This is a genomic window from Streptomyces sp. NPDC005925 (assembly GCF_040638805.1).
Taxonomy (GTDB): Bacteria; Actinomycetota; Actinomycetes; order Streptomycetales; family Streptomycetaceae; genus Streptomyces.
Window position 1 is genome coordinate 274,942 of the sequence record NZ_JBEXVL010000002.1, and the last position, 23,560, is coordinate 298,501.

General features: G+C 74.7%; 23 protein-coding genes and 1 riboswitch. Of the genes, 7 read left to right on the plus strand and 16 right to left on the minus strand.

What is annotated here, in order from left to right; translation table 11 throughout:
- Window positions 1-75 precede the first annotated feature (75 nt).
- The 3 genes from ABZ354_RS03955 (at window position 76) to ABZ354_RS03965 (ending at window position 1,993) form a co-directional block, all read left to right on the plus strand.
- The gene (locus ABZ354_RS03955) at window positions 76-810 is read left to right on the plus strand and encodes a hypothetical protein (protein ID WP_358652642.1); all 735 of its coding nucleotides are present in this window, start codon (window positions 76-78) and stop codon (window positions 808-810) included.
- Window positions 811-815: 5 nt separating this feature from the next.
- Window positions 816-1,253 (plus strand): hypothetical protein, encoded by a 438-nt coding sequence (locus tag ABZ354_RS03960; protein ID WP_358652644.1) that lies wholly within the window; start codon window positions 816-818, stop codon window positions 1,251-1,253.
- A 347-nt stretch (window positions 1,254-1,600) separates the two neighbouring features.
- Window positions 1,601-1,993: a hypothetical protein gene (locus ABZ354_RS03965; RefSeq protein ID WP_358652646.1), complete on the plus strand. Its 393-nt coding sequence runs from the start codon at window positions 1,601-1,603 to the stop codon at window positions 1,991-1,993.
- Window positions 1,994-2,250: 257 nt separating this feature from the next.
- On the opposite strand, the gene ABZ354_RS03970 is transcribed toward ABZ354_RS03965, so the two are convergent.
- The 8 genes from ABZ354_RS03970 to ABZ354_RS04005 form a co-directional block, all read right to left on the minus strand.
- Complete coding sequence (locus ABZ354_RS03970; RefSeq protein WP_358652648.1) at window positions 2,251-2,922, minus strand: O-methyltransferase; 672 nt, start codon at window positions 2,920-2,922, stop codon at window positions 2,251-2,253.
- 128 nt (window positions 2,923-3,050) lie between these two features.
- Complete coding sequence (locus ABZ354_RS03975) at window positions 3,051-4,253, minus strand: DUF2330 domain-containing protein (RefSeq protein WP_358652650.1); 1,203 nt, start codon at window positions 4,251-4,253, stop codon at window positions 3,051-3,053.
- Between the two features lie 113 nt (window positions 4,254-4,366).
- Entirely contained in the window at window positions 4,367-5,209 is an 843-nt protein-coding gene (locus tag ABZ354_RS03980; RefSeq protein ID WP_358652652.1) for an ECF transporter S component, read from the minus strand.
- Window positions 5,206-6,975 (minus strand): ATP-binding cassette domain-containing protein, encoded by a 1,770-nt coding sequence (locus tag ABZ354_RS03985; RefSeq protein ID WP_358652654.1) that lies wholly within the window; start codon window positions 6,973-6,975, stop codon window positions 5,206-5,208. Before ABZ354_RS03985 ends, ABZ354_RS03980 begins: the two co-directional genes overlap by 4 nt.
- Window positions 6,972-8,135, minus strand: coding sequence for an energy-coupling factor transporter transmembrane component T (locus ABZ354_RS03990; protein WP_358652656.1), 1,164 nt, complete (start codon window positions 8,133-8,135; stop codon window positions 6,972-6,974). Before ABZ354_RS03990 ends, ABZ354_RS03985 begins: the two co-directional genes overlap by 4 nt.
- Window positions 8,128-8,796, minus strand: a complete 669-nt coding sequence (locus ABZ354_RS03995; protein ID WP_358652658.1) for an SCO2322 family protein — start codon at window positions 8,794-8,796, stop codon at window positions 8,128-8,130. The genes ABZ354_RS03990 and ABZ354_RS03995 overlap by 8 nt, the downstream gene beginning before the upstream one ends.
- Window positions 8,793-10,004, minus strand: coding sequence for a prenyltransferase/squalene oxidase repeat-containing protein (locus ABZ354_RS04000; protein WP_358652660.1), 1,212 nt, complete (start codon window positions 10,002-10,004; stop codon window positions 8,793-8,795). The genes ABZ354_RS03995 and ABZ354_RS04000 overlap by 4 nt, the downstream gene beginning before the upstream one ends.
- 114 nt (window positions 10,005-10,118) lie before the next feature.
- A riboswitch (cobalamin riboswitch) is annotated at window positions 10,119-10,245 on the minus strand.
- A gap of 78 nt (window positions 10,246-10,323) precedes the next feature.
- On the minus strand, window positions 10,324-11,028 hold the full coding sequence (locus ABZ354_RS04005) for a TetR family transcriptional regulator (protein WP_358652662.1): 705 nt from the start codon (window positions 11,026-11,028) through the stop codon (window positions 10,324-10,326).
- A gap of 265 nt (window positions 11,029-11,293) precedes the next feature.
- On the opposite strand from ABZ354_RS04005, the gene ABZ354_RS04010 reads away from it, so the two are divergent.
- From ABZ354_RS04010 to ABZ354_RS04020, 3 genes are read left to right on the plus strand one after another with little or no spacing between them, the layout of a single operon-like run.
- Complete coding sequence (locus ABZ354_RS04010) at window positions 11,294-12,769, plus strand: glycosyltransferase family 4 protein (protein ID WP_358652664.1); 1,476 nt, start codon at window positions 11,294-11,296, stop codon at window positions 12,767-12,769.
- Window positions 12,763-13,506, plus strand: coding sequence for a class I SAM-dependent methyltransferase (locus ABZ354_RS04015; RefSeq protein WP_358652666.1), 744 nt, complete (start codon window positions 12,763-12,765; stop codon window positions 13,504-13,506). Before ABZ354_RS04010 ends, ABZ354_RS04015 begins: the two co-directional genes overlap by 7 nt.
- Window positions 13,503-14,573, plus strand: coding sequence for a prenyltransferase (locus tag ABZ354_RS04020; RefSeq protein WP_358652668.1), 1,071 nt, complete (start codon window positions 13,503-13,505; stop codon window positions 14,571-14,573). The genes ABZ354_RS04015 and ABZ354_RS04020 overlap by 4 nt, the downstream gene beginning before the upstream one ends.
- Window positions 14,574-14,604: 31 nt before the next feature.
- Here ABZ354_RS04020 and ABZ354_RS04025 read toward each other — a convergent pair whose 3' ends face one another.
- The 6 genes from ABZ354_RS04025 to ABZ354_RS04050 all read right to left on the minus strand — a co-directional run bounded on the left by ABZ354_RS04025 (window position 14,605) and on the right by ABZ354_RS04050 (window position 20,589).
- A complete protein-coding gene (locus ABZ354_RS04025) occupies window positions 14,605-14,895 on the minus strand; it encodes a hypothetical protein (protein WP_358652670.1) in 291 nt (96 codons plus the stop codon).
- Between the two features lie 317 nt (window positions 14,896-15,212).
- Window positions 15,213-16,016 carry a hypothetical protein gene (locus tag ABZ354_RS04030; protein ID WP_358652672.1) on the minus strand — a complete coding sequence of 268 codons (804 nt, stop codon included), beginning with the start codon at window positions 16,014-16,016 and terminating at the stop codon, window positions 15,213-15,215.
- A gap of 178 nt (window positions 16,017-16,194) precedes the next feature.
- Window positions 16,195-17,163, minus strand: a complete 969-nt coding sequence (locus ABZ354_RS04035) for an N-acetylmuramoyl-L-alanine amidase (protein WP_358652673.1) — start codon at window positions 17,161-17,163, stop codon at window positions 16,195-16,197.
- A 22-nt stretch (window positions 17,164-17,185) separates the two neighbouring features.
- Window positions 17,186-17,836 carry a class I SAM-dependent methyltransferase gene (locus ABZ354_RS04040; RefSeq protein WP_358652675.1) on the minus strand — a complete coding sequence of 217 codons (651 nt, stop codon included), beginning with the start codon at window positions 17,834-17,836 and terminating at the stop codon, window positions 17,186-17,188.
- A gap of 137 nt (window positions 17,837-17,973) precedes the next feature.
- A complete protein-coding gene (locus ABZ354_RS04045; RefSeq protein WP_358652677.1) occupies window positions 17,974-19,719 on the minus strand; it encodes an MFS transporter in 1,746 nt (581 codons plus the stop codon).
- A gap of 297 nt (window positions 19,720-20,016) precedes the next feature.
- Window positions 20,017-20,589, minus strand: coding sequence for a response regulator (locus ABZ354_RS04050; RefSeq protein WP_358653141.1), 573 nt, complete (start codon window positions 20,587-20,589; stop codon window positions 20,017-20,019).
- Window positions 20,590-20,750: 161 nt separating this feature from the next.
- Here ABZ354_RS04050 and ABZ354_RS04055 point away from each other — a divergent pair, with 161 nt between their 5' ends.
- Entirely contained in the window at window positions 20,751-21,626 is an 876-nt protein-coding gene (locus tag ABZ354_RS04055) for a MaoC/PaaZ C-terminal domain-containing protein (protein ID WP_358652679.1), read from the plus strand.
- A 215-nt stretch (window positions 21,627-21,841) separates the two neighbouring features.
- Here ABZ354_RS04055 and ABZ354_RS04060 read toward each other — a convergent pair whose 3' ends face one another.
- On the minus strand, window positions 21,842-22,000 hold the full coding sequence (locus tag ABZ354_RS04060; RefSeq protein ID WP_358652681.1) for a hypothetical protein: 159 nt from the start codon (window positions 21,998-22,000) through the stop codon (window positions 21,842-21,844).
- A 106-nt stretch (window positions 22,001-22,106) separates the two neighbouring features.
- Window positions 22,107-23,501 (minus strand): hypothetical protein, encoded by a 1,395-nt coding sequence (locus tag ABZ354_RS04065; RefSeq protein ID WP_358652683.1) that lies wholly within the window; start codon window positions 23,499-23,501, stop codon window positions 22,107-22,109.
- Window positions 23,502-23,560: the final 59 nt, after the last annotated feature.

Sequence of the window (23,560 nt, forward strand, 5' to 3'; positions counted from 1 at the left end):
GGATCGCCGGGCTACCCGTCCGGTGAACCGGCGAGGCAAGGAGAGCCGGCCCGGTCGAGAATCCGGAAGGCATGCATGTCCACTGGTCTGATCATTGCTCTGGTAATCGTGGCGGTCGTCGTCCTCGCGGCCGTCCTGACACTGCGCGCCCGGCGCGGACCGGACCTGAGGCGGCGCTTCGGGTCCGAGTACGAACGCGCCGTGGCCCGGCACGACGGGGACACCAAGGCCGCCGAGCGTGAACTCGCCGAGCGCGTCCAACGCCACGGCCACCTGAGGGAACGGCCCCTGGAACCGGCCGAGCGCGAGCGGTACGAGGCACGCTGGGCAGCCGCGCAGGAGCGCTTCGTCGACTCCCCGCGCGAGGCCGCCGCAGAGGCGGACCGGCTGCTCGCGGACCTGGCGGGCGCCCGCGGCTACCCCAACGGCGGCCAGTACGAGGAGCAGGTCGCCGCGCTGTCCGTGCACCACGCCGCCCACGTCGACGGCTACCGGCGCGTCCACCGTGCGGCACGGGCGCACGGCAACGGCACGCTGGGCGGGAACACGCGGGACGGCGCCGGGTGGGAGAGCGTCCCCGGCAAGGATCCCGAAACCGGCCTCGACACCGAGGAGATGCGGGAGGCCATGGTCGAGGCGCGGGCGCTCTTCGACGCCCTGGTGTCCGCGTCCCCGGCCGACCACCACCGCCACCGCGCCGAAGCCGAGGGCGGCCGGCACACCCGCGCACACACCCGCGCACACACCCGAGGGCAGGGTCACCGTCCGCTGTCGTCGGCCCTGCACGGCCGACGGACGAAGGAGGGCTGAACGCGATGACGTACACGACGGGCCGTGAGAGCGGCACGTGGGTGCCCGAGCCCACGGCGGAGAACGGCCGCACGAGCACCACGGACACCGCCGCCCCCACCGCCACGCCGGCCGGCACCGGAAACCGGCTGCTGCCGCGGGACGAGTGCGACCGGCTGGCGCGGCGGATGCAGCAGGCGGTGGCAGGTTTCGTGGACGGGCCGCGGGGCGCGGTGAAAGAAGCCGATCATGTGCTGGAGGACCTCGTCGCCTGCCTCACGGAGGCGATGACGCACCGGCGCCGCAGCCTGCGGTCCTCCTGGCAGCCCGACGGCGCCGCGGCCGGTCCCGACAGGGCGGGCGGCGACACGGCGGGCGGCGACACGGCGGGCGGCGACACGGAGCAACTCCGCCTGGCGCTCAAGGACTACCGCGAACTGGCGGAGCGGCTGCTGCGCACGTGACCACCGCACGACCCGCGCGCGTCCGCCGTCCGGTTGATCCGCCCGGCCCGCCCGGCTCCCCGCCCCTGCCGCAGAACGTCCACGGCGCCACAGGACCTGCGGCAGTGGCGGAGGGCCGGGCGGCGGCTCGCCCACCGGTCGTAGCGCCGTGAGGACGTGAGGCCCTGAGGCCTGAGCCCGGGAGGTCGTGAGGCCATGAGGACGTGAGGCCATGAGGTCGTGAGGCCGTTGTGCCGGACGCCGTGACCCCGGCCGATCTATCATGCGGCGGCGGTGCGCCAATCCGGCGCGCGCGTACGGCCGTTCGCGACGGGTGGCCGTACCGGGGAGTCCCAGGAGGAGCGCTCGTGCTCGAACTCACCATGGCCGCCGTGTCCGCGGCGGACGAGGGCGCCACGGCCGGCATGCTCATGGCCGACGCGCCGAGCGAGCCGGGCGCGGTGCTGCGGGTGGGCCGCGACAAGTCCCTGTGCCGGCTGACGACGCCGGACGACTGGCTGTTCGTCTCGCGCGTGCACCTGGAGTTCCGGTGCGGGGCGGACGGCGGCTGGCAGCTGACGTGGTTGCGCGGCTCGCAGCCCGAGCCGTCCTCCGAGGTCCGGCTGACGGTCGCCGGCCAGGTCCACCCCGTGGCCTACGGCGGGACGGTGCCGCTGCCCGGGGAAGGCAGCGGCGAGATCGTGATCCAGGACCGCGCCGCCCCGCGCACCGTCAACGTGGGCTTCTACCACGAGGTGTGAGGCCCCGGCCGGAATCCGGGCCGCCACCGGAACCGGGGGCGGGAGCGGAGCCGGTACGGAACCGGGGGCCGGAATCCGAGTCGCCACCGGAGCGGGGGCCGGGATGCGAGCCGGCACCGCGAGCCGGCGGTACCCGAGTCGCTACCGGAGCCCGACCGCTACCGGAGCCCGACCGCTACGGGGACCAGACCCGGACCGGACCCGGACCGGACCCGGACCGGAGTCGCGCCCGGGTGCGGGGAACCCCGTGGAGGGCCTCAGTCCCGTACGCGTGCCAGTGCGAAGCCGTCGTAGCCCTTGCTGCCGACCGTCTGGACGGCCGTACCGCTCAACCGCGGGTGGCGGGCGATGAGTTCGACGGCGGCACGCGTGCCCAGGACGTCCGGCCCGGTGTCGGAGAGGTCGGCGATCCGGCCGCCGCGCACCACGTTGTCGAGGACGATCAGACCGCCCGCCCCGGTCAGGCGGAGGGCCCACTCCACGTAGTGCGGGTTGTTGGCCTTGTCGGCGTCGATGAAGACGAGGTCGAACGGCGGCGGGTCCTCGTCGGCGAGCTTCGGCAGCGACTCGAGAGCCGGACCGACCCGCACCTCCACGACGGAGTCCAGGCCGGCGCGGGCGATGTTGCGCTCGGCGACCTCGGCGTGCCGCGGGCTGTACTCCAGGGTGATCAGCCGGCCGTCGGCGGGCAGGGCGCGGGCCAGCCAGATCGTGCTGTAGCCCCCGAGGGTGCCGATCTCCAGAATCCTGCGGGCGCCCTGCACCTGGGCGAGGAGGTGGAGCAGCTTGCCCTGCGTCGCGGTGACGCTGATCGGCGGCAGTCCGGCCGCCTCACTGTCGCGCAGCGCGGCGGCGAGCACGTCGTCGTCCGAGGAGAGATGGCGGGTGAAGTAGTCGTCTACGTCGTTCCAGAGCTGTGGCTCGCTCATGCGCACGCCCATGCCTTTCGTGAACCCGGTGGTGCCGTCGGCGTCGTCTTCGGACGGCCCGACTGGTCGGACCGACGAATGTCACGGCCACCCTGTACCCGTGTGGCCTCCCTTTCACCGTTCCCGTGTCAGCGGCTTTCCGCCGCACGGCGCAGGCCCCGCCGACGGCGCCACCGCAGCAGGCCGAGGACGACACCCACGACGACCACGGCGAACCCGGCCCCGGTCGCCAGCAGGAACACGGGCAGCCCGCCGATCTTCATCAGCCGGTCCTGGTAGATCACGTCCTGGTAGGGGGCGTCGTTCGCGGCGCGGCGCAGCGTGTGGTCGCCGGAGATCCTGGCGGGCCGGGGGAACTCCTGGTCGATGGCGGTGAGATACGGCGTGCCGTCGGCCAGCCCGCCGAGGTCCGACGACCTGGAGGCCACGTTCCCGGCGAAGGCGACACGCGGCGGCTCGCCGCCGATGGTGGTCTCGGGCCGCATGCGGTGCGCGGAGAGGACGTACAGGCGCAGCGACTGGGGGGTGGCGGCCAGCCGGGACAGACGCATCGGGTAGACGGGCTCGCCGGAGGCGAACGTCAGGTGGAGGGGGTCGAGGGTGCCGGACAGGGCGGCCCCGCCGCTGCCGGGCGCGAGGCGGACGGCGACGTACTCCCAGCCCTGCTCGACGTACGGCTTCAGGGCGCTGCGCAGGCGGGCGGGGAGGGCGAAGCCGTTGTCGTGGAGCCAGGTTTCGAGGGCGTCGGGGTCGTCGGCGGTGAGCCGGGCGACGTCGAAGGGGCCGAGGCGCTGCCGGTCCACGACGCCCACGTCTCCCGGGGCGGCGGCGCCGGGGGCGGCTCCGGCGGTGTCGGTCCCGCTGTCGAACGGCCAGGGGTCGTCGGGCCAGAAGTGGAAGCGGTCGCGGTACACGGGGGCGGTGACGTCGGACAGGGTTCCGAACAGCTCGGGGTCGCCGAGGCGGACCTCGGCGCGGTGCGGGACGGGCATGATCCAGGCGGCCTGCTCGGCGTCGCCGCCGACGGTCAGGCTCATCACGATCTGCTCCTCGCGGCCGTCCCAGCGGACGACGGAGGTCTCGCGGTTCACGGCCACGTGCTGCTGTCCGGTCGTCACCATGCCGCCGCAGCCGCAGGCGTAGGCCGGGGCGACGAGGGAGGCGAGCTGGAGGGTGAGCAGGGCGAGGACGACGGTGAGGACGCGGGCCCGGGGTGCGGGGCCGCCGGGTGCGTGTCCCTTCGGTGCGCGCCCGTGCCGCCCGGGCCCGATTCCCGGGTGTCCGTTCGCGTGCCGGGTCGTCCGCCGGATGGTGGGCCTGGTGCCGGGCATGACGTGGAGTCCCTCCGCCGATTCGCTGCCAGGGCAACAGACGGTGTGACCGGCGGGAACGGTTCCCGGCGGGGTGCCCCCGGCAGGCGGCCCGTCCCGCCGAGGGCACCGTCCTAGTCCTCCCGGCCTTCGAACGCCACCGTCGCCTCGAAAGCCGCCCGGCGGGTCGCGCGGCGCAGGGCACGCAGGACCGGTCGGCCCAGGGTCAGTGTCAGGACGACCGTGACGACGGCGCGCCCCAGGTCCCAGCCGGCCGAGGTGGCCAGGCAGTAGGCCAGGAAACGGGCGAGGTTCGCGGAGACCGCCGCCTCCGGGTCGAAGGCGATGTTCGAGGACAGGGCGCCGAGGAAGGGCCAGCCCGCCATGTTCATCACCGTGCCGTAGGCGAAGGCGGCCAAGAACCCGTACCCGGCGAGCAGGGCCAGTTCCGTACGGCCGCGCAGCCGGTGCGCGCCCGGCAGCAGGCCGGCGCCCATCGTGAACCAGCCCATCGCCAGCATCTGGAACGGCATCCAGGGCCCCACCCCGCCCGTGAGCAGCGCCGACGCGAACATCGTCACCGAGCCCAGCACGAACCCGAAGCCCGGTCCGAGGACCCGGCCGCTGAGCACCATCAGGAAGAACATCGGCTCGATGCCGGCCGTGCCCGCGCCGATCGGCCGCAGCGCCGCGCCGGTCGCCGCGAGCACGCCCAGCATGGACACCGCCTTCGGGCCGAGCCCCGACTCGGAGATCGTCGCCGCCGCCACCGCGACCAGCAGCACCAGCAGCCCCGCGAACAGCCACGGGGCGTCCTGGGCGTGCGCCGCGACCTGCGAGGTCGGCGGCGCGAGGAAGGGCCAGCCGACCGCCGCCACGCCGACCGCGCCGACGAGCACCAGAGCGGCCACCGAACGGGGCCCGAGCCGGACAGCACGCACCCGCCGCACCGGCCGCTGCCGCACGGCCCCCCTCACGACGCCGCCCCGGCCGACTCCACCGGGCCCGTCGGCCCCGCCGCCCCCGGCCGCTGCCCCAGCGCGTCCCGTACCTGCGTGACCGTCAGCCAGTGCTGCGGGGCCAGTATCTTCGCCACCTGGGGCGCGAAGGACGGAGACGACACGACGACTTCCGCCGTCGGGCCGTCGGCGATGACCTCGCCGTCGGCCAGCAGCACGACCCGGTGGGCGAGTTCGGCGGTCAGTTCCACGTCGTGGGTGGCCAGGACGATGGCGTGTCCCTCGGCGGCCAGCGTGCGCAGCAGCCCGACCAGTCGGGTCTTGGCGGCGTAGTCCAGGCCGCGGGTCGGCTCGTCCAGCAGCAGCAGGGGCGGACGCGCCGTGAGGACGACGGCCAGCGCGAGCGTGAGGCGCTGCCCCTCGGACAGGTCACGCGGGTGCGTGCCGTCGCCGACGCCGGGCAGGAGCTCGGCCAGCAGCGCCCGGCAGGTGCCCGGTTCCGCGTCCGCGTCCCGGTCGGCGGCCCGGCACTCCGCGGCGACCGTGTCGGCGTACAGCAGATCGCGCGGTTCCTGCGGTACGAGGCCGACGCGGCGCACGAGGTCGCGCGGGGTCGTCCGGTGCGGTACGGCGCCCCCGACGCGGACCGAACCGGCGGCCGGTTCGACGAGTCCGACCAGCGCGCCGAGCAGCGTGGACTTCCCGGCGCCGTTGCGGCCCATCAGGGCGACCGTCTCGCCCGGGGAGACGGTGAGGTCGACGTGCCGCAGCGCCCGGACGCGGCCACGGCGGACGGCGAGCGCGCGAACCTCCGCCACCCACGAGGCGGCCGGGGCGGCCCGGACCGGGTCCACGGCGGCGCGACGGCGCAGCAGTCGCCGGGCGGCGCGGGGGACGGGGCCGGCCGGCCGCACCTCGGGCACCGTCCCGGCCGGCGGGGCCGCGCCGCTCCGGGCGGTCTCCTCACGGGCGCCCAGCCGCTCCCGCAGCCCCGCCGCCCGGCGCCGCGCGTCCCGTACCGTCAGCGGCAGCGGCGACCAGCCCGCCACCCGCCCCAGCCCCACCACCGGCGGATACACCGGCGACACGGCCATCACCTCGGCCGGGTCGCCCACCACCGGCGCCGCGCCCGGCCCGGGCAGCAGGACGACCCGGTCGGCGTACTGCACGACTCGTTCCAGGCGGTGCTCGGCCAGCAGCACGGTCGTACCGAGGTCGTGCACCAGGCGCAGCAGGACGGCGAGGACCTCCTCGGCGGCGGCCGGGTCGAGCGCGGACGTCGGCTCGTCCAGGACCAGCACGGACGGGTGCGGCGTGAGGACGGAGCCGATCGCGACGCGCTGCCGCTGGCCGCCGGAGAGCGTGGCGATCGACCGGTCGCGCAGATCAGCCAGCCCCAGCAGGTCCAGCGTCTCCTCGACCCGGCGCCGCATCACGTCCGGGGCGAGCCCCAGGGACTCCATGCCGTACGCCAGTTCCTCCTCGACCGTGTCGGTCACGAAGTGGGCGAGCGGGTCCTGGCCGACCGTGCCGACGAGGTCGGCGAGTTCCCTCGGCAGGTGCGTGCGGGTGTCCCGGCCGGCGACGGTGACCCGGCCGCGCAGGGTGCCTCCGGTGAAGTGCGGGACGAGGCCGTTGACCGCGCCGAGCACGGTCGACTTGCCGACGCCGGACGGCCCGGCGAGCAGCACGAGTTCGCCTTCCGGCACCTCGAAGTCGATGCCGGTGACGGACGGTTCGGCCGTGCCGTCGTACGTCACGGAGACATCCTCGAAGCGGATCACGACTGCTCCCTGGGCGGTTGGGGGGAGGGGGCGGGGGCCGGTGCGACGACGGCGGGCAGCAGGCCCAGCAGCACGGCCGCGGCGGGCCGGAGCGGGAGGGTGGGGGCGGTGAGCGGGACGACCCCGGGGTGCAGGGCGGCCGGGTCGCGTACGGCGGCGAGCGCGAGCGCGGCGGCCACCGCGGCACCGGACGCGGCGACCAGCCAGGCGCGGGCGTCCCAGCGGTCCGGCCGGTACCGGGTGCGCAGCGAGCGGCGCCCGCCGAGCCACAGCCCGGCCAGCGCGGTCGCCACCCCGGCGAGCAGCACCGGCATCCCGTAGGTGCCGCCCTCGGCGGTCAGCGTCCCGTACGTGCCCGCGCACACGCCGAGCAGACCGCCCAGGGTGAGCGCGGCGGTCGTACGCCGTACGCCGGCCGGGACCCGGGCGGTACGGCCGTAGCCGCGGGAGTCCATCGCGGCGGCGAGCGCGACTGAACGTTCCAGCGCGCCCTCCAGGACCGGCAGGGCGACCTGGAGCAGGCCCTTCAGACCCCTGTCGGGGCGTCCGCGCAGCCGGCGGGCGGCCCGCAGGCGCTGCACGTCGGCGATGAGGTTCGGGGCGAAGGTGAGGGCGACGACCACGGCGACGCCCGTCTCGTACAGGGCGCCCGGCAGGGACTTCAGGAGGCGGGAGGGGTTGGCGAGGGCGTTCGCGGCGCCGACGCACACCAGGAGCGTGGCCAGCTTCAGCCCGTCGTACAGGGCGAACACGAGGGGTTCGAGGGCGACGTCGCCGCCGAGCCGGATGCCCTGCGCCCAGCCGGGAAGGGGGACTTCGGGGAGGCTGAGGAGGACGCGGGTGCCGGGGACGGGGGAGCCGAGGACGACCGTGAAGGCGAGGCGTACCACCAGGACGGCGAGGGCGAGCTTGACGAACGCGCCGTAGGAGCGGGACCAGGGCGTGTCGGGGCGGCGGGCCGCGACGACGTACGCCGACACGGCCGTGAGGAGCGCGAGCAGGAGCGGGTTGGTGGTGCGGGTGGCCGCGACACCGAGGGACGCCGCCCACAGCCACCAGGCACCGGGGTGCAGTGGGGCGTGGCGCGCACGGTGCCGGTGAGGGGGCGGGGGTCCGCTCGCCGGCCCCGCCGCCGCCCTTCCGCCGCGCGGGTCAGTCATGCCTGCGGCGTCGCGCCTGCAGGACGGCCGCCGCCGCGAGCAGCGCCACGGCCGTACCGCCCGCCGCCAGCCCCAGCGACGGGCCGCCGTCCGAGCCCGGCTGCGCCTGCTCGCCGCTGTCCTCCGCCCCCTCGCCGCCCTTGTCCCGCTCGCCCGCCACCTGCTCGCCGCATCCCGTCGCCGGGTACCCGTCGATCGCGCACAGCAGGGCGTTCGTGTCGTAGCGCAGGGGTTTGGCCACGGCCGCCAGGGCGTCGGCCGTCGTCGCGTCGCGGGAGAGGCTCGCACAGGCCGTGCGGGGGCGCGGCGGCGTCTGCGAGGAGGGCGCGTCCGCGCCGGTGCCGAAGTCGATGACCAGCGCGACCCGTTTCCTGCCGTCCCGCTCCGGTGTCGACGCGCAGATCGTCGCGAAGCCGGCCTCGCCGCGCGGCCGGGCGGCGGCGCCTGAGTTCTCGCTCACGGCGAAGCGGAAGCCCTGGACATCGCCGTCGGCGGGCCGGGCGGTCGCCGGGCCCTGCGTGGCGTACGCCCACTGGTCACCGTCGCGGTCCCAGAAGGACCAGTAGCGGTAACCGGCGGCCTGCGCCTGGCCCGCGCCCGTGCCCGCGCACAGGACGAACGCGGCCAGGAACACGGCCGGCAGACGGCGGCCGCCGGTCACGGCTGCTGCTTCCGGTTGCGCCCGCTCAGCAGGAAGCCGAAGCCGATGCCGACGACCGCGCACACCCCCACGTACCACCACACACCGAACGGCGAGTCGTCCTTCTCGTCGGCCTTCTGCTCCTTGCCGGCCTTCCCGGACTGCGGGGCGGGACCCGTCGCGTTGAGCTGCTTCACCAGGTCCCGGCCGCCGAAGTCGCGCGGGTCCGTGCCCGTGGCGTGGGCGGCGAAGATCAGCTGGGCGTAGGCGGCGGGGCCGTTCTGCGCGGCCCAGTCGGCGGAGTTCTTCCGCAGCCAGTCCAGGGACGTGGCCGCCCGGCCGGTGTCGCCGTGCGCGGCGAGGGCGACGACGGCGTCGGCGGTGTTGCCGACGTCCGGCCCGCCCGCCCCGGCGACCGTCAAGTGGCCTTTCGCGGCGAGCGACTTGACGAGGTAGGACACGCCGCCCGCGGCGGCACGCTCCGGGGTGGCCCGGCCGGAGCCGGTGCAGGACGCCTTGGCGTCGGTCTTCTTGCCGGCCTCGACGACCAGGCCTTTGCCGAGCGCGCCGAGGACACCCGCGGCGGTGGCGTCGGCGTTGGCGGCGAGCCTGCCCTTCTTGTCGGGCTGGAAGGCGAACGCGCCCCCGTCCTTGCCCTCGCAGGGCAGGACGAGCCCGAGGAGCGCGTCGTACGGGGACTTGCCGCCCTGCACGACGTCCGCCGGCTTCTCGCCGGCCGCGGTCAGCGCGCCGACGACGACGGACGTGGAGTTCGTGTCGCTGGCGCCGCCGGGGACGTAACCCCAGCCGCCGTCCGTGTTCTGTATGGACTTCAGCCAGCCGACGGCCTTGCCGGCGGCCGGGTCGTGGCCGCCGAGCGCGGTGAGGGCCTGGACGGCCGCGGCCGTGCTGTTGGTGTCGACCATCGTCTTGGCGTCGCAGGCCTTGGCCGCGTCGGCGCGGAACGGGGCGAAGGCGCCGTTCGCGCACTGCTGCCGCACCAGCCAGTCGACGGCCTTCGGCGCGGGCCGCACACCCACCGTGTGCTGGGCGAGCAGTGCGAGGGACTGCCGCCAGACACCGTCGTACGTCGGGTCGGCGGTGCCGTACAGGCCGGACGGCAGGGCCGTGGACGGCGAAGGGGACGGGGACGAATCGGCTGCGGCCGGTGCGGCGGCACCGATCACGGCGGTGGCGGCCAGGACCGCGGCGCTGCGGCGGACGTTCATGATCGGCGGGGGCCTCTCCCTGCGGGGGAGCCGGGCAGCACGGGGCACCCCCGGGCGGCTCGGCTCCGTATACCTCGACGGTGCCGTGCTCCGGCGGAGTGCCGGGCGCGTGAGCCGTTCACGTACCGTGCGGGGAGATCCGGCTCACCACCTGGGTGGTTCACGGTTGCGGGTCAGCGCCGGAATTGCACCGGCTTTCCCCCGTACGGGTGTGATGACGACTCGCCACTCTACCCGCCCGTAGGCCGGGGCCCGGGGTGAGGTGGGCGACTCCTTGCCTCCGTCCCGGCCCCGGAGCCGGGGGCGGGGCCCGGCAGCCCTACCGGTCGTGCGTCGCAGCCGGGAGGCCGGAGGCCGCCGGACGGCCGTGGGTTTCCGTGGCGCCGTGGGTTTCCGGCGGGCCGGTGGTGGCCGCCAGGTCGATGAGGCGGCATGCCGTCTCGATGTCGGTCCGCACCTCCGCTATGGAGGCCCGGCCCGACAGCCAGGTGATGAGGGTCGAGTGCCAGGTGTGCTCGATGACGCGGATCGCGGAGAGCTGACCGGCCGTCGGGGCCGGGTGGCCCGTCGCCTCCAGGATGATCGCCGTGGTGCGGCGGGAGACCTGTTCCACCTCCGTGCTCACGCTGCGGTCCGCGAACGACAGGGCGCGGACCATCGCCTCGGCCAGCAGCGGCCGGCGCTGGAGCGAGTGGAAGGCCCGCATGAGGGTCTCGGCGACCCGCTCGGCCGCCGTCTCGCCGGCCGGCGGGTGCTTGCGGAGCGTGCCGTGCAGCCGGGCCAGCTGGTCCTGCATGGTGGCGACCAGCAGATGGACCTTGGACGGGAAGTAGCGGTACAGGGTGCCGAGGGCGACCTGCGAGGACTCCGCGACCTCCCGCATCTGCACCGCGTCGAACCCGCCGCGCGCGGCGAGTTGCGCGGTCGCGCGCAGGATGCGGCGGCGGCGTGCCTCCTGCCGTTCGGTGAGCGGGGCGGCGGCCGGTCGTGCCGCGCCCGCCTCCGCTGTGGATCCCGCAGCCATGGTGCCGTTCCGTCCGTTCCCGTGCGTTCCCGTGGCGTTGCACGCGTGACGTGCGGTGCCTGCGTTACGTGACAGTCGGTGAGGGCGAGTGGCCGCACAGCATGCCAGGGACGCGCGCCGTGGCGCGAATCACCCGATGCGCTGCCCGCAGCACCCTTACCTGCCGGTAGATTCGGACCCTCCTGGACGATCAAGTCTGAAACTTGTTCTAGATTAGCGTCCCGTCGTAATCTCGCCGGACCGTGCAGTCAGAAGGGGGCCCAGAGTGACCGCTGAGGCCAGGGAGGCGGCGCCCCCGGAGGGCCTCGCTGCCGACGGCAGGCGACCGCTCCGCATCGCGCTCCTCACGTACAAGGGAAACCCGTTCTGCGGCGGCCAGGGCGTCTACGTCCGGCACCTCTCCCGCGAACTCGCCCGGCTCGGACACCGCGTCGAGGTCATCGGCGCCCAGCCGTACCCCGTCCTCGACGTCCTCGACGACAACGGCGACGTGCTCGGCCGGAGCGGTGACCCGTTCGGCCCGGCCGGCGCACCCGGTGAGAACAGGGACGGCCCGGTGGTCCTCACCGAGCTGCCCAGCCTCGACCTCTACCGCCAGCCCGACCCCTTCCGCACCCCCGGGCGGGAGGAGTACCGCGACTGGATCGACGCGCTCGAAGTGGCCACCATGTGGACCGGCGGCTTCCCCGAGCCGCTCACCTTCTCGCTGCGCGCCCGCCGCCATCTGCGCGCCCGGCGCGGCGACTTCGACGTCGTCCACGACAACCAGACCCTCGGCTACGGCCTGCTCGGCGACCTCGGCGCACCCCTGGTCACCACCATCCACCACCCCATCACCGTCGACCGGCAGCTGGAGCTGGACGCCGCCGAGAACCGGCGGCGCCGGGCCTCCCTGCGCCGCTGGTACGCGTTCACCCGCATGCAGAAGCGCGTCGCGCGCCGCCTGCCGTCGGTGCTCACCGTGTCCGGCACCTCCCGCCAGGAGATAGTGGACCACCTCGGCGTGCGCGACGACCGCATCCACGTCGTCCACATCGGCGCCGACACCGACCTCTTCTCGCCCGACCCGGCCGTGCCCCAAGTGCCGGGCCGGATCGTGACGACGTCCAGCGCGGACGTGCCGCTCAAGGGCCTCGTCTTCCTGGTCGAGGCGCTGGCGAAGGTACGTGCCGAGCATCCCGACGCCCACCTCGTCGTGGTCGGCAAGCAGCCCGCGGAGGGGCCCGTCGCGCGGGCGGTCGGCCGGTACGGCCTCGACGGCGCCGTCCGCTTCGTCAAGGGCGTCTCGGACGCCGAACTGGTCGACCTGGTGCGTTCGGCGCAGGTCGCGTGCGTGCCGTCGCTGTACGAGGGCTTCTCGCTGCCCGCCGCCGAGGCCATGGCCACCGGTACGCCGCTGCTCGCCACGACCGGCGGCGCCATCCCCGAGGTGGCCGGGCGGGACGGGGAGACCTGCCTGGCGGTGCCACCCGGCGACGCGGGCGCGCTGGCCGCCGGGCTCGGCAGGCTGCTGGGGGACGCGGAGCTGCGCGTGCGGCTCGGCGCGGCCGGGCGTGAGCGGGTGCTGCGCCACTTCACGTGGGCGCGGGCGGCCGAGGGCACGGTGGCCCGCTACCGGGAGGCCATCGACGCCGCACCCCCCACCGCCACCCGCGCACCCGCCACCCGCGCGGCCGGACCCGCCGAAGCCCCCACCCCCGATGTTGAAGGCGTCTACCCCGAAAGCAGGGCCACGTGCTGACCGTCGACTTCTCCCGGTTCCCCCTCGCACCGGGCGACCGCGTCCTGGACCTCGGCTGCGGTGCCGGACGGCACGCGTTCGAGTGTTACCGGCGCGGCGCGCAGGTCGTGGCGCTGGACCAGAACGGCGAGGAGATCCGCGAGGTCGCCAAGTGGTTCGCGGCGATGAAGGAGGCCGGTGAGGCGCCCGAGGGCGCGACCGCCACCGCGATGGAGGGCGACGCGCTCGCGCTGCCCTTCCCCGACGAGTCCTTCGACGTCGTGATCATCTCCGAGGTGATGGAGCACATCCCCGACGACAAGGGCGTACTCGCCGAAATGGTGCGGGTGCTCAGGCCCGGCGGCCGGATCGCCGTCACCGTCCCGCGCTACGGGCCCGAGAAGGTCTGCTGGGCCCTGTCCGACGCCTACCACGAGGTCGAGGGCGGCCACATCCGCATCTACAAGGCGGACGAACTCCTCGCCAGGATGCGCGAGGCGGGCCTCAGGCCGTACGGCACGCACCACGCGCACGCGCTGCACTCGCCGTACTGGTGGCTGAAGTGCGCGTTCGGCGTCGACAACGACAAGGCGCTGCCCGTGCGGGCGTACCACAAGCTGCTGGTCTGGGACATCATGAAGAAGCCGCTCGCCACCCGGGTCGCCGAGCAGGCGCTGAACCCGCTGATCGGCAAGAGCTTCGTGGCGTACGCGACCAAGCCGCACCTGCCCCGCGTGGCCGAGGCGGACGCCACGTGACCACTCCCAGGACGGAACACCTGGTCCTGCCCGGAGTGCTGACCGCCGATCAGGCCGCGGACACCGTGCGCGGCATCCTCGCCGCACAGCGCCCGGACGGCGCCATCCCGTGGTTCCGGGGCCACCACCTCGACCCGTGGGACCACGTCGAGGCGGCCATGGCACTGGACGCGGCCGGCGAACACGCGGCGGCGGAACGGGCGTACACCTGGCTGGCCCGGCACCAGAACGAGGACGGCTCCTGGTACGCCGCCTACGCCGACGGCGACGCGCGGGACGTCACCGACCGCGGGCGGGAGACGAACTTCGTCGCCTACCCGGCCGTCGGCGTGTGGCACCACTACCTGTCAACCGGCGACGACATGTTCCTCGACCGCATGTGGCCGGTCGTCCACGCCGCCGTCGAGTTCGTGCTGCGGCTCCAGCAGCCCGGCGGGCAGATCGGCTGGCGGCGCGACGAGGACGGCGCGGACACCGCCGACGCGCTGCTGACCGGCTCCTCCTCCGTCCACCAGGCGCTGCGCTGCGCGCTCGCCATCGCCGAACAGCGCGAAGAGGCCCAGCCCGACTGGGAGTTGGCGGCCGGCGCGCTGCGGCACGCGATCCGCAGGCACCCCGAGCGGTTCCTCGACAAGGACCGCTACTCGATGGACTGGTACTACCCCGTGCTGGGCGGCGCGCTGACGGGCGGTGAGGCCACGTCCCGCATCGAGCAGGGCTGGGACGGCTTCGTGGTGCCCGGCCTCGGCGTGCGCTGCGTCGTCCCCAACCCGTGGGTGACGGGCGGCGAGTCGGCCGAACTGGCCCTCGCGCTGTGGGTGACGGGCGAGTCCGACCGGGCGCTGGAGATCCTCCAGGCGATCCAGCACCTGCGCGACCCGGAGACCGGGCTGTACTGGACCGGTTACGTCTTCGACGACGACGTCATATGGCCACGGGAACGCACCACGTGGACGGCCGGATCCCTGCTGCTCGCGGTCGCCGCGCTCGGCGGCCACGACGCGACCTGCGCGGTCTTCGGCGGGGAGCGCCTGCCGTGGGGCCTCGACCCGGACTGCTGCGGCTGAGGCCCCGGGCCGCCGGCCGGGGCGGGCGGGTTCAGTGACGGACGCGGCTCGCGATGGCGTGGCCGACGAACAGGTAGACGACGGCGGCCAGTCCGTAACCGGCGACGACCCGCGCCCACTCCTCGTCGAACGTGAACAGGTCGTGGGACCAGCCGGCGAGCCAGCGGGCGACATCATGCACGAACTGCACCAGTTCGTTCCCGCGGTTCGCGTCGAGCAGGTACATGAGAATCCACAGGCCGAGGAAGAAGGCCATCACGTCGGCGACGACCGCGATGACCGTACCGGCCTGGCTGGCACTGGAGCGATATCGAGGGGACATGCCCTCCGGGTAGCCGCCGTGAGCCGGACGAAACCCGAACGGCCCCTGCCGGACGCCGCGTCGGCGGGCCGGGTGACGCCGCGGGAGGCGTGCCCCGCACGCCCCAAAGGCCCCCGTGACCGTGTCGCCGAGGCGCTTCGTGGCGAACGGCCCGGGCGCGGAGGCGAAGAACGAGGTCCCGCCGCTGGGTGAACCGACCGGCGGGTGACGGGCGTTCGGCCGGTGGCCGGGGCGGCTCGCCGACAGCAGTACCACGGCCGACGGCCCCACCCGGAGCGGGGTGGGGCCGTCGGCCGTGGCGAACGCCGCGTCGTACGTCAGCCGCGCTGGATGCCCGACGAGTCCTGCAGGACACCGCGGCGGCCGTCCTGCGTCTGCGCGATCAGCGTCTGGCCGCGCTGCTCGACGGCCAGGTACCAGGTGCCCGGGGCGAGCTCGGCGATCGGCGTGGGCGAACCGTCCTCCGGGAACAGCGGCCGGGGCACCGGCACGGCGAACCAGAACGGCGAGAAGTCCCCGGCCGGCTGACCGGCCTGCGGCTGGGCCGGTCGCGGCTGATCGCCGTAGGGCTGACCCGGCTGCGGCTGCCCGGGCTGGGGCTGACCGAACGCGGGCTGCGCCCCCGGGTAGCCGTAGCCGGCCTGCGGCTGGGCGCCGTAGGGCTGCGGGGCGGCGGGACGCGGGGCCGGGATCAGGGCGAGCTGGAGGGCGGGCAGGACGGGGGATGCCACGGCACCGGCGGCGAGCAGCAGGGCGGCGATGAGACCGAGGATGAGGCCGGCGCCCGACTCGACGTCGTACCCGTCCACGTCGAACGAACCCGACGGGTCGATGATCGTCCAGAACGCGGTCCACGCGGAGAAGACCGTCAGGGCGACGCCGACCTGGCCGAGGTCCAGCCCCACGATCTTGCGGGGCTGCGGCAGGGAGCGGGCGACGACGATCAGCGCGGCGCCCGCGATGCCACCGATGTACATGCTCATCAGCAGGCCGAGGTTGTCCCAGGCGGTGGGAATGTCGTTGCCGTCGCCGCCGTAGGTGTTGAGGAACGACGCGATGAACAGCAACACCGCTGCTCCGATCACCACGCCGTCGCCTCGAGTGAGGGAGCGGATATTCACTTCAGAGGTCCTTCGTCAGTCGTCTCAACATCGGCTTCGCTGGAGGCGTCGCTGTCACCGGTTCGCCGTCAGGGTCGCCGTCAGGCCCGGGTGTGAAGCGCGGGGGTGGCCCCTCATCGTAGGGACGACAGTATCGCCCGCCCGGTGGGGGTGTCCCTGGGGATCGGCCTGCTGCCCGCTACCCGCGCAGGAAACTCACGATTCCCTCAGAGATGCCCCGCGCCGCCTTCTGCCGCCATGCACCGCTGGTCAGCTGCGCGGCGTCCGCGCTGTCGCGCATGTTGCCGCACTCGATGAAGACCTTGGGAACCGTTGACAGATTGAGACCGCCGAGATCCCTTCGCGTGACGAGGCCGGTGCCCCGACCCACGTAGTTCGACGGGGGGGTGTCGGTGGCGTGCAGGAACCTGCCCGCGATGCGCTCGCCGAGGTCGCGGGACGGGCCGACGACGGCCCGGGTGTCCGCGGCGCCCGCGTGGACGCCGCCGGGCAGGATGACGTGGAAACCGCGGTTGCCGGCGGCGGAGCCGTCGGCGTGGATCGAGACGACGGCGTCGGCGCGTGCGGTGTTCCCGATCCGGGCCCGTTCGTCCACGCACGGTCCGTAGGGGCGGTCGCCGTCCTGGGTGAACTTCACGGTGGCGCCTTGCTGTTCCAGCAGGGTGCGCATCCGGCGGGCGACGTCCAGCGTGAACTTCGCCTCGATGTAGCCCGCGTTCGTGGACGTGCCCGTGGTGTCGCATTCCTTCCAGCCTGTCCCGATATTCACCTTGCGGTTGATGTCGGAGGCGTGACGGAAGTTGTTCGGGTTGTGCCCGGGGTCGATGACCACGACCTTGCCCCTGAGTGACCCGGAACCGGCGGGCACGGAAGCGCCGGCCGACACGGACGCGGAGGAGGAGGGGGCCGCGCTCGGCCGCTTGCCGTCCGGGCTGCTCCCCGGCGTGGGGGAGCCGGTCGTCGCCGGCCGGGACGGGGACGGCGAGACGGCCGCCGCGCCGCCGGAGCCGTCCCCGGGGCCGCGCACCGCCTCGTACACGAGCCAGCCGAGCAGAGCCCCCGGCAGCAGCGCGGCCAGCGCCACGGTCATCGGGCGGCGGGAGCGCGGGGGGCGGGAAGGTTCGAATTCCGGGCCTGCGTACGACACGTCTGCGACTTTAACCGCGCCGTCAGATCCCCGCTCCCGTTCGCCGCAGCACTCGCAGCGAGCCGGTGGCGGGTTCCTCGGTGAAGGCGCCCGAGGCGAGGGCCCGGAGGTACACGCGGTACGGGGCCTGGCCGGTGAACTCGTCCACCGGGTCCGGGAAGACGTCGTGGACGACGAGCAGGCCGCCTCCCGCCACTCGCGGGGCCCAGCCCTCGTAGTCGGCGGTGGCGTGCTCGTCGGTGTGGCCGCCGTCGACGAAGACCAGGCCGAGCGGCGCGTTCCAGACCTTCGCGACCTGCGGGGACCGCCCGACCAGAGCCACCACGTGCTCCTCCAGTCCCGCCCGGTGCAGGGTGCGGCGGAAGGTGGGCAGGGTGTCCATGAGCCCGAGCTCGGGGTCGACCGTGCCGGGGTCGTGGTAGTCCCAGCCGGGCTGCTGCTCCTCGCTGCCGCGGTGGTGGTCCACGGTCAGCGCGGTCACGCCGGCCCGCCGGGCGGCGTCCGCGAGCAGGATCGTGGAGCGCCCGCAGTACGTGCCGACCTCCAGCAGGGGCAGCCCGAGCCGTCCGGCCCGTACGGCCGCCGCGTACAGGGCGAGGCCCTCGTCCGTGGGCATGAACCCCTTGGCCGCCTCGAACGCGGCCAGGATCTCCGGCCCGGGTGCCGCCGACATGGGTTCCTGCCTTTCGCTTCCGGTCCCTCCGGGCTGCTCGGCTCGCGCCCGGGTCGGGCTCCATGCTGCCGCACCCCCCGCCGGATGCCCGACAGGGGGTGCGGGGACGGCCGCAGGGGCGGGTGTACGGGCCCCCGTCAGGCCGTGACGGTCTCGCCCGGCAGGGAGAGGTCCAGGTCGACCGGGCGTTCGTCGCCCGTGTGGGTCGCGGCGGAGGCGAGCGGCGGGTGACCGGGGGCGCGGGCGGCCAGCACGTACGGGCCCCCGGCCGGGACCGCGAGCGCGTAGCTGCCGTCCTCGGCGGACAGGGTCGCGCCCGCCTGCCGGCCGTGCCGGTCGATGAGGGTGACCTTGGCGCGCGCGACCGGCGTCCCGGACGCGTCCAGCACCCGCCCGCGGAAGCCGCGGCGGCCGAGGACCTTTCCGGCGCGGGCGGGGTTCGTGCCGTCCTCGCTCGTGGCGCGCGGCTGCGGCAGCTCGGCGGGGCGGCGGCCCGGCAGGAACAGCGCGAGGACCACGCCCACGGCCACGGCGCCCGTCGCGATCAGGAAGGACAGCCGGAAGCCCTCCATGGTGGGGATCTCCACGCCGCCGACGGTGTCCGCGGTGTTCGCCAGCACCATGCCGATCACGGCGCTCGACGTGGACGTACCGATCGAGCGCATGAGCGTGTTGAGGCCGTTCGCGGCCCCCGTCTCCGAGGCCGGTACGGCGTTGATGATCAGCGCGGGCAGCGAGGAGTACGCGAGACCGATGCCGGCGCCCAGCACCATCGAGGTGACGACGGTCTGCCAGGCGGCGTCCATCAGGCCGAGGCCGCCGCCGTAGCCGAGCCCGATGACGAGCAGGCCGATGATCAGCGTCGTCTTCGGGCCGTACCGGGCGGACAGGCGGGCGTAGAGCGGGGCGGTGAACATCATCGTCAGGCCGAGCGGCGCCACGCACAGACCGGCGACGACCATCGACTGGCCGAGCCCGTATCCGGTGGCCGCGGGAAGCTGGAGGAGCTGCGGCAGGACGAGGGAGACGACGAAGAAGGAGACGCCGATCATGATGGACGCGAGGTTGGTGAGCAGCACCTCCCGGCGGGCCGTGGTGCGCAGGTCGACCAGCGGGGCGGCCATGCGCAGCTCCATCACGCCCCACAGCAGCAGCACGACGAGGGACGCGCCGAACAGACCGAGCGTGGTGCCGGACGACCAGCCCCAGTCGCTGCCCTTGGTGGTCGGCAGGAGCAGAAGGACGAGCCCGGCGGACAGGCCGAGGGCGCCCAGCATGTCGAAGGTGCCCTTGGCGCGTACCGGCGACTCGGGCACCAGGAGGAGGGTCAGGACGATGGCGGCGACGCCCAGGGCCGCGGCGCCGTAGAAGAGGACGTGCCAGTCGGCGTCCTGGGCGACCAGGGCGGCCAGCGGAAGCGCGAGACCGCCGCCGACGCCGATCGAGGAGCTCATCAGCGCCATCGCCGAACCGAGCTTCTCGGGGGGCAGGGTGTCGCGCATCAGGCCGATGCCGAGGGGTATCGCGCCCATGGCGAAACCTTGCAGCGTACGCCCCGCGATCATGGGTATCAGGGTGCTGGTGAGGGCGCTGAGCAGCGCGCCGGCCACCATGACGGCGAGGCTGGCGACCAGCATCCGCCGCTTGCCGTACAGGTCGCCGAGGCGTCCCATGATCGGCGTGGACACGGCCCCCGACAGCAGGGTCGAGGTCAGGACCCAGGTGGCGTTGCCCACGGAGGTGTCCAGCAGCAGGGGCAGATCCTTGATGACGGGGACGAGCAGCGTCTGCATCACCGCGACAACGATCCCCGCGAAGGCGAGCACCGGGACCACGGCCCCGCTCGCTCTGCCGGCGGGACGGTCGGTCGTCGTGAGCGTCATGAAACGAGGCCTCCAGGCCGAAGATCGCGGAACGTCGGAAACCGGGAGAGGCGACGGCAGGAGGGCGTACGAAGCTCTCCGCCGGTCTCTCCCGGCCGGTGCGTGGTGCGGTACGTGCGGCGTGAACCCTGTGTGCTCGGGCAACTATTCCGTTGCTTCGGCCGACTAACGAAATCTTGACCTTCTTTTGGCGGTGCCCTCGCTTCCGGAGCGGGGGCGTCCGAGGCGGATGCCCGCGTCGGCGCGTCCCGAGGTGTCGGCCTCGGCGTGGCGCTTCGATGCCCAGGGGTACGGCCGTCAGGGCCGAGCCCGGCTGCCGGCCTCCCGCTCGCCGGGAGCGGCCGGGGGCGCGGACGTGGGGGCGGGGGAGGGCGAGAGTGCGGGCGTGGGCGCGGCCCGGTCCGGACCCGCGTCCGGGGTGACGCCCCGAGCCGCCACCCGGCCCGCCGCCGCGGCGAGTGCCGGGTCGATCGCCGTCTCGCCGGTGAGCACCCGCCGGATCGCGGCGGTGAGCTCGTGTGCGGGGCCGTCCTTGACGAGGAGACCGGCGGCACCGGCAGCGGCGGCCCGGCGCAGCAGCTCCGGCCCGCCCGACGTCGTGAGGATCAGCACCCGGCAGTCGGGCACCTGGTCGCGCAGGTCGGCGGCGACCTCCGGGCCACTCGTGCCGGGCAACTCGGCATCGAGGACCGCGACGTCCGGCCGGTGGGTGAGGACGGCGTCCACGACCGGATCCCCGTCCCGCACCTGCGCCACGACCAGGAGGTCCGGCTCCATCCCGAGCGTCGCCGCCAGCGCCCCGCGACTCCTGCCCGGATCCTCGGCCAGAAGTACCCGGATGAACTTCGCGGACCGGTATGTACAGGGCATTTCATTCACGGGGCAAGAGTAGGGTCCGGGGGCCCGGACGCCGCCGGCCGTGCGGTCATGCGCCCTTTTGGCTGTGTGCCCGTGTGGCCGGGTGGTCGTACGGAGGCCGCCGGTCGGGCAGAGTGGGCCGGCCACCGGACAAGCCGGACGACAGGAGTGCCATGCCCATCGACGCCGCCCGAGCCCTCGGCGCCGCGCCCCGCGTCGAGGAGATCTCCTGGGGCGACCGGGACGTGCGGCTCTACCACCTCGGCATCGGCGCGGGCGTCCCCGCGACCGGCCCCGCCGAACTCCGCTACACCCTGGAGTCCCGCCTGCACGTCCTGCCGAGCTTCGCGACCGTCGCCGGCGGCGGGCCCCCCGGTGTGATCGCCGCACTGTCGATGCCCGGCGTCGACGTGGACCTCGCCGCCGTACTGCACGCCGGGCAGAGCCTGCGGCTGCACCGGCCGGTCCCCGCCGCCGGTACCGCCACCGCCACGTCGCGCGTCGTCGCCGTACACGACAAGGGCAGGGCGGCCGTGCTCGTCCTGCGGACCGAGGTGGCCGACGGGAGCGGGCCGTTGTGGACCTGCGACGCGGACGTCCACGTGCGCGGCGCGGGCGGCTGGGGCGGCGCACGCGGACCGTCCGCGAAGCCCGGACCGCCGTCCGGCGAGCCCGACGCGACCGTGGAACGGCCCGTGCGCCCCGACCAGGCCCTGCTCTACCGCCTGACCGGCGACGACAACCCCCTGCACGCCGACCCGGAGTTCGCGCGTGCCGCCGGCTTCGAACGCCCCGTCCTGCACGGACTGTGCACCTACGGCATGACCCTCAAGGCGGCCGTGGACACGCTGCTCGCGGGAGAGCCCGACCGGGTGCGCGCGTACCGGGCACGGTTCGTGGGGGTGGTGTATCCGGGGGAGGCGCTGCGCATCCGCCTGTGGCGCCGGGCGGGAGAAGCGCCGGGGACCCGGTCGGTCCGGGTGGAGGTCGGCGCGGCCGGGCGGGCGGACGCCCCCGTACTCGCGGCCGGCCACATCGAGTACGCCTGACGGCGCGACCGCCGCGGGCGGAACACCGGGACTCCTCGGACTCCCGAGACCTCCGGGGACTCACGCGGGTCCACCGGGCCGACGAAGCGGCCCCGCCCGTCGGGTGACGGGCGGGGCCGTGTGACGTCGGTGGCCGGTCGGCGCGGCGTACGGCGGGAAAGACCCGCGGGGCGCCCCGGACGACCGGCCCGTACTGGATCAGGCCACGGTCCGGATCAGGCCGCGGTCGACTCGGACTCGTCGGCGGGTTTGCGGTGACGACCGCGCGGCGCCGCTTCGTTGTCCTGCGTGGAGATCTCGCCCCGGTGCCGGCCGTGGCCGACGGCGATCTCTTCGTTGTCGGCCGGGAGCGGCCGGTTCATTACGTCGCTCATCGGAAGGAACTCACCCCGTCAAACACGATCTTTCCTACAGCCGGGCGAGTGTAACCGGCACACCGTGGGGCGAATCCAGACGGCCGCGCCGACTGGCACTGGTTCGTTACAAGCCGCCAAGTGGCGCTTCCCGCAAGGGCACCGGGCGTGACACGACAGGCGCCGAGACCCCCGCGCCCGTCAACTTGGTCACCGGCCGGCCCGTCACCCCGTCCGCAGGCCCGCCCATGGCTCCGGCGGTCGGACCGTGGGGCGTCGCGGACGGCTCCTCCGCCCCCCGCGGCAGGGACGCGCCGTCCGGGCCCGGGTCCGAACCCGGGTGCTCCGTGCCGCCCGGGGCCGGACCCGGACCGGGGTGCTCGGGGTGCTCCAGGCCGCCCGTAGCCGGACCGGGGCCCTCCGGGTCGCCGTCCGGGTCCCCCCAGGGCGCCGCGAACCGGGCCACCCCGCACGGCACTTCCCGGGTGGTGAACGGGAGGTGGAGCCGGCCGTCCTTGGTCCACCATCCGGTGCCGCGCAACCAGCCCTCGGGTGCCGGGAGATGGTGGAGCTGCCGGTCGGCGGGCCGCCACACGCCGACCCAACTGCCGAGCGGCCCGTCCATGCGCAGCGCCACCGCGCACGCCTCCGGCGTCAGCACCTGCCCCGGCTGCACCGCGAACGGCGTGACCGTGCAGTCCGGCATGCGCAGGCTCTCCGGGAACCGCACCGGCAGCGCGCTGCCGAGGACGCCCCAGCCCAGCCGGGGCTCGCCCGGCGAGGGGGCGTCCGAGGCGATCAGCAGCAGCCCGCCGGCGGGGTCGGCGAGCAGCAGCCGGTCGTCGCTGTCCTCGGCGATCTGGAGCAGCGGCGAGACCTCACCGCCGCGCTCCAGGTCGACCACGACCGACTTGGTCCGGCCGCCGCTCTCCCGGTCCAGGGCCAGCATCCGCCCGGTGCCGTCCAGCCACACACCGCCCGAGCAGTGGCCGGGGACCTCGGCGAGTCGCTCGGGCCCGAAGGCCCCGCCCGCCACCAGCCACACGGTGCTGGAATGCCGGCCCACCGCGAGGGCGTACGCCCGGTCGCCGCCGGGCGCGGGCGGCAGCAGCCGCAGCCGGGTGCCGCCGGTCGGGCACTCCACGGTGCCGAGCGGCAGTTCGCCGGTGCCGGGGCCGGTCGGGTACAGCAGGGCGAAGGCGTGCCGCCCGCCCACCAGCCGGTGGATGAGGACACGCCCGTCGCCCATCGGCTGCACCTCGGTGCCGGGCTCCTCGGGCTGGTTGCCGGGCAGCGGCACCGCGTACGGCTCCGGTCCGTCCAGCGTCCAGCGCTCCGGGAACCACGCGTCGCCGTCCCCGCCGCCGCCCCCGTTCCGGGCGAGCCGCGCGGCGTAGGCACGGTCCGCGGTGAGGGCGCAGCCCGTCCGCGGCGCCTCGTCCCCGCCGGGCCCCGACGTGCCGGGTTCCGATGTGTCGGGTTCCGAGTGTTCCGCCGTTGGCTCGATCGCACAGGCCGTCATCTTTCGGTCACCTCCGGCGACGAAACTAGTTTTCGTACGCACGGGCGTGGGACGGTCGA

Coding starts and splice junctions, on each gene's coding strand:
- ABZ354_RS03955 (WP_358652642.1), top strand. CDS start 76: ATGTCCACTGGTCTGATCATTGCTCTGGTAATCGTGGCGGTCGTCGTC.
- ABZ354_RS03960 (WP_358652644.1), top strand. CDS start 816: ATGACGTACACGACGGGCCGTGAGAGCGGCACGTGGGTGCCCGAGCCC.
- ABZ354_RS03970 (WP_358652648.1), bottom strand. CDS start 2,922: ATGAGCGAGCCACAGCTCTGGAACGACGTAGACGACTACTTCACCCGC.
- ABZ354_RS03975 (WP_358652650.1), bottom strand. CDS start 4,253: ATGCCCGGCACCAGGCCCACCATCCGGCGGACGACCCGGCACGCGAAC.
- ABZ354_RS03990 (WP_358652656.1), bottom strand. CDS start 8,135: ATGACTGACCCGCGCGGCGGAAGGGCGGCGGCGGGGCCGGCGAGCGGA.
- ABZ354_RS04000 (WP_358652660.1), bottom strand. CDS start 10,004: ATGAACGTCCGCCGCAGCGCCGCGGTCCTGGCCGCCACCGCCGTGATC.
- ABZ354_RS04005 (WP_358652662.1), bottom strand. CDS start 11,028: ATGGCTGCGGGATCCACAGCGGAGGCGGGCGCGGCACGACCGGCCGCC.
- ABZ354_RS04025 (WP_358652670.1), bottom strand. CDS start 14,895: ATGTCCCCTCGATATCGCTCCAGTGCCAGCCAGGCCGGTACGGTCATC.
- ABZ354_RS04040 (WP_358652675.1), bottom strand. CDS start 17,836: ATGTCGGCGGCACCCGGGCCGGAGATCCTGGCCGCGTTCGAGGCGGCC.
- ABZ354_RS04045 (WP_358652677.1), bottom strand. CDS start 19,719: ATGACGCTCACGACGACCGACCGTCCCGCCGGCAGAGCGAGCGGGGCC.
- ABZ354_RS04050 (WP_358653141.1), bottom strand. CDS start 20,589: ATGCCCTGTACATACCGGTCCGCGAAGTTCATCCGGGTACTTCTGGCC.
- ABZ354_RS04055 (WP_358652679.1), top strand. CDS start 20,751: ATGCCCATCGACGCCGCCCGAGCCCTCGGCGCCGCGCCCCGCGTCGAG.
- ABZ354_RS04060 (WP_358652681.1), bottom strand. CDS start 22,000: ATGAGCGACGTAATGAACCGGCCGCTCCCGGCCGACAACGAAGAGATC.
- ABZ354_RS04065 (WP_358652683.1), bottom strand. CDS start 23,501: ATGACGGCCTGTGCGATCGAGCCAACGGCGGAACACTCGGAACCCGAC.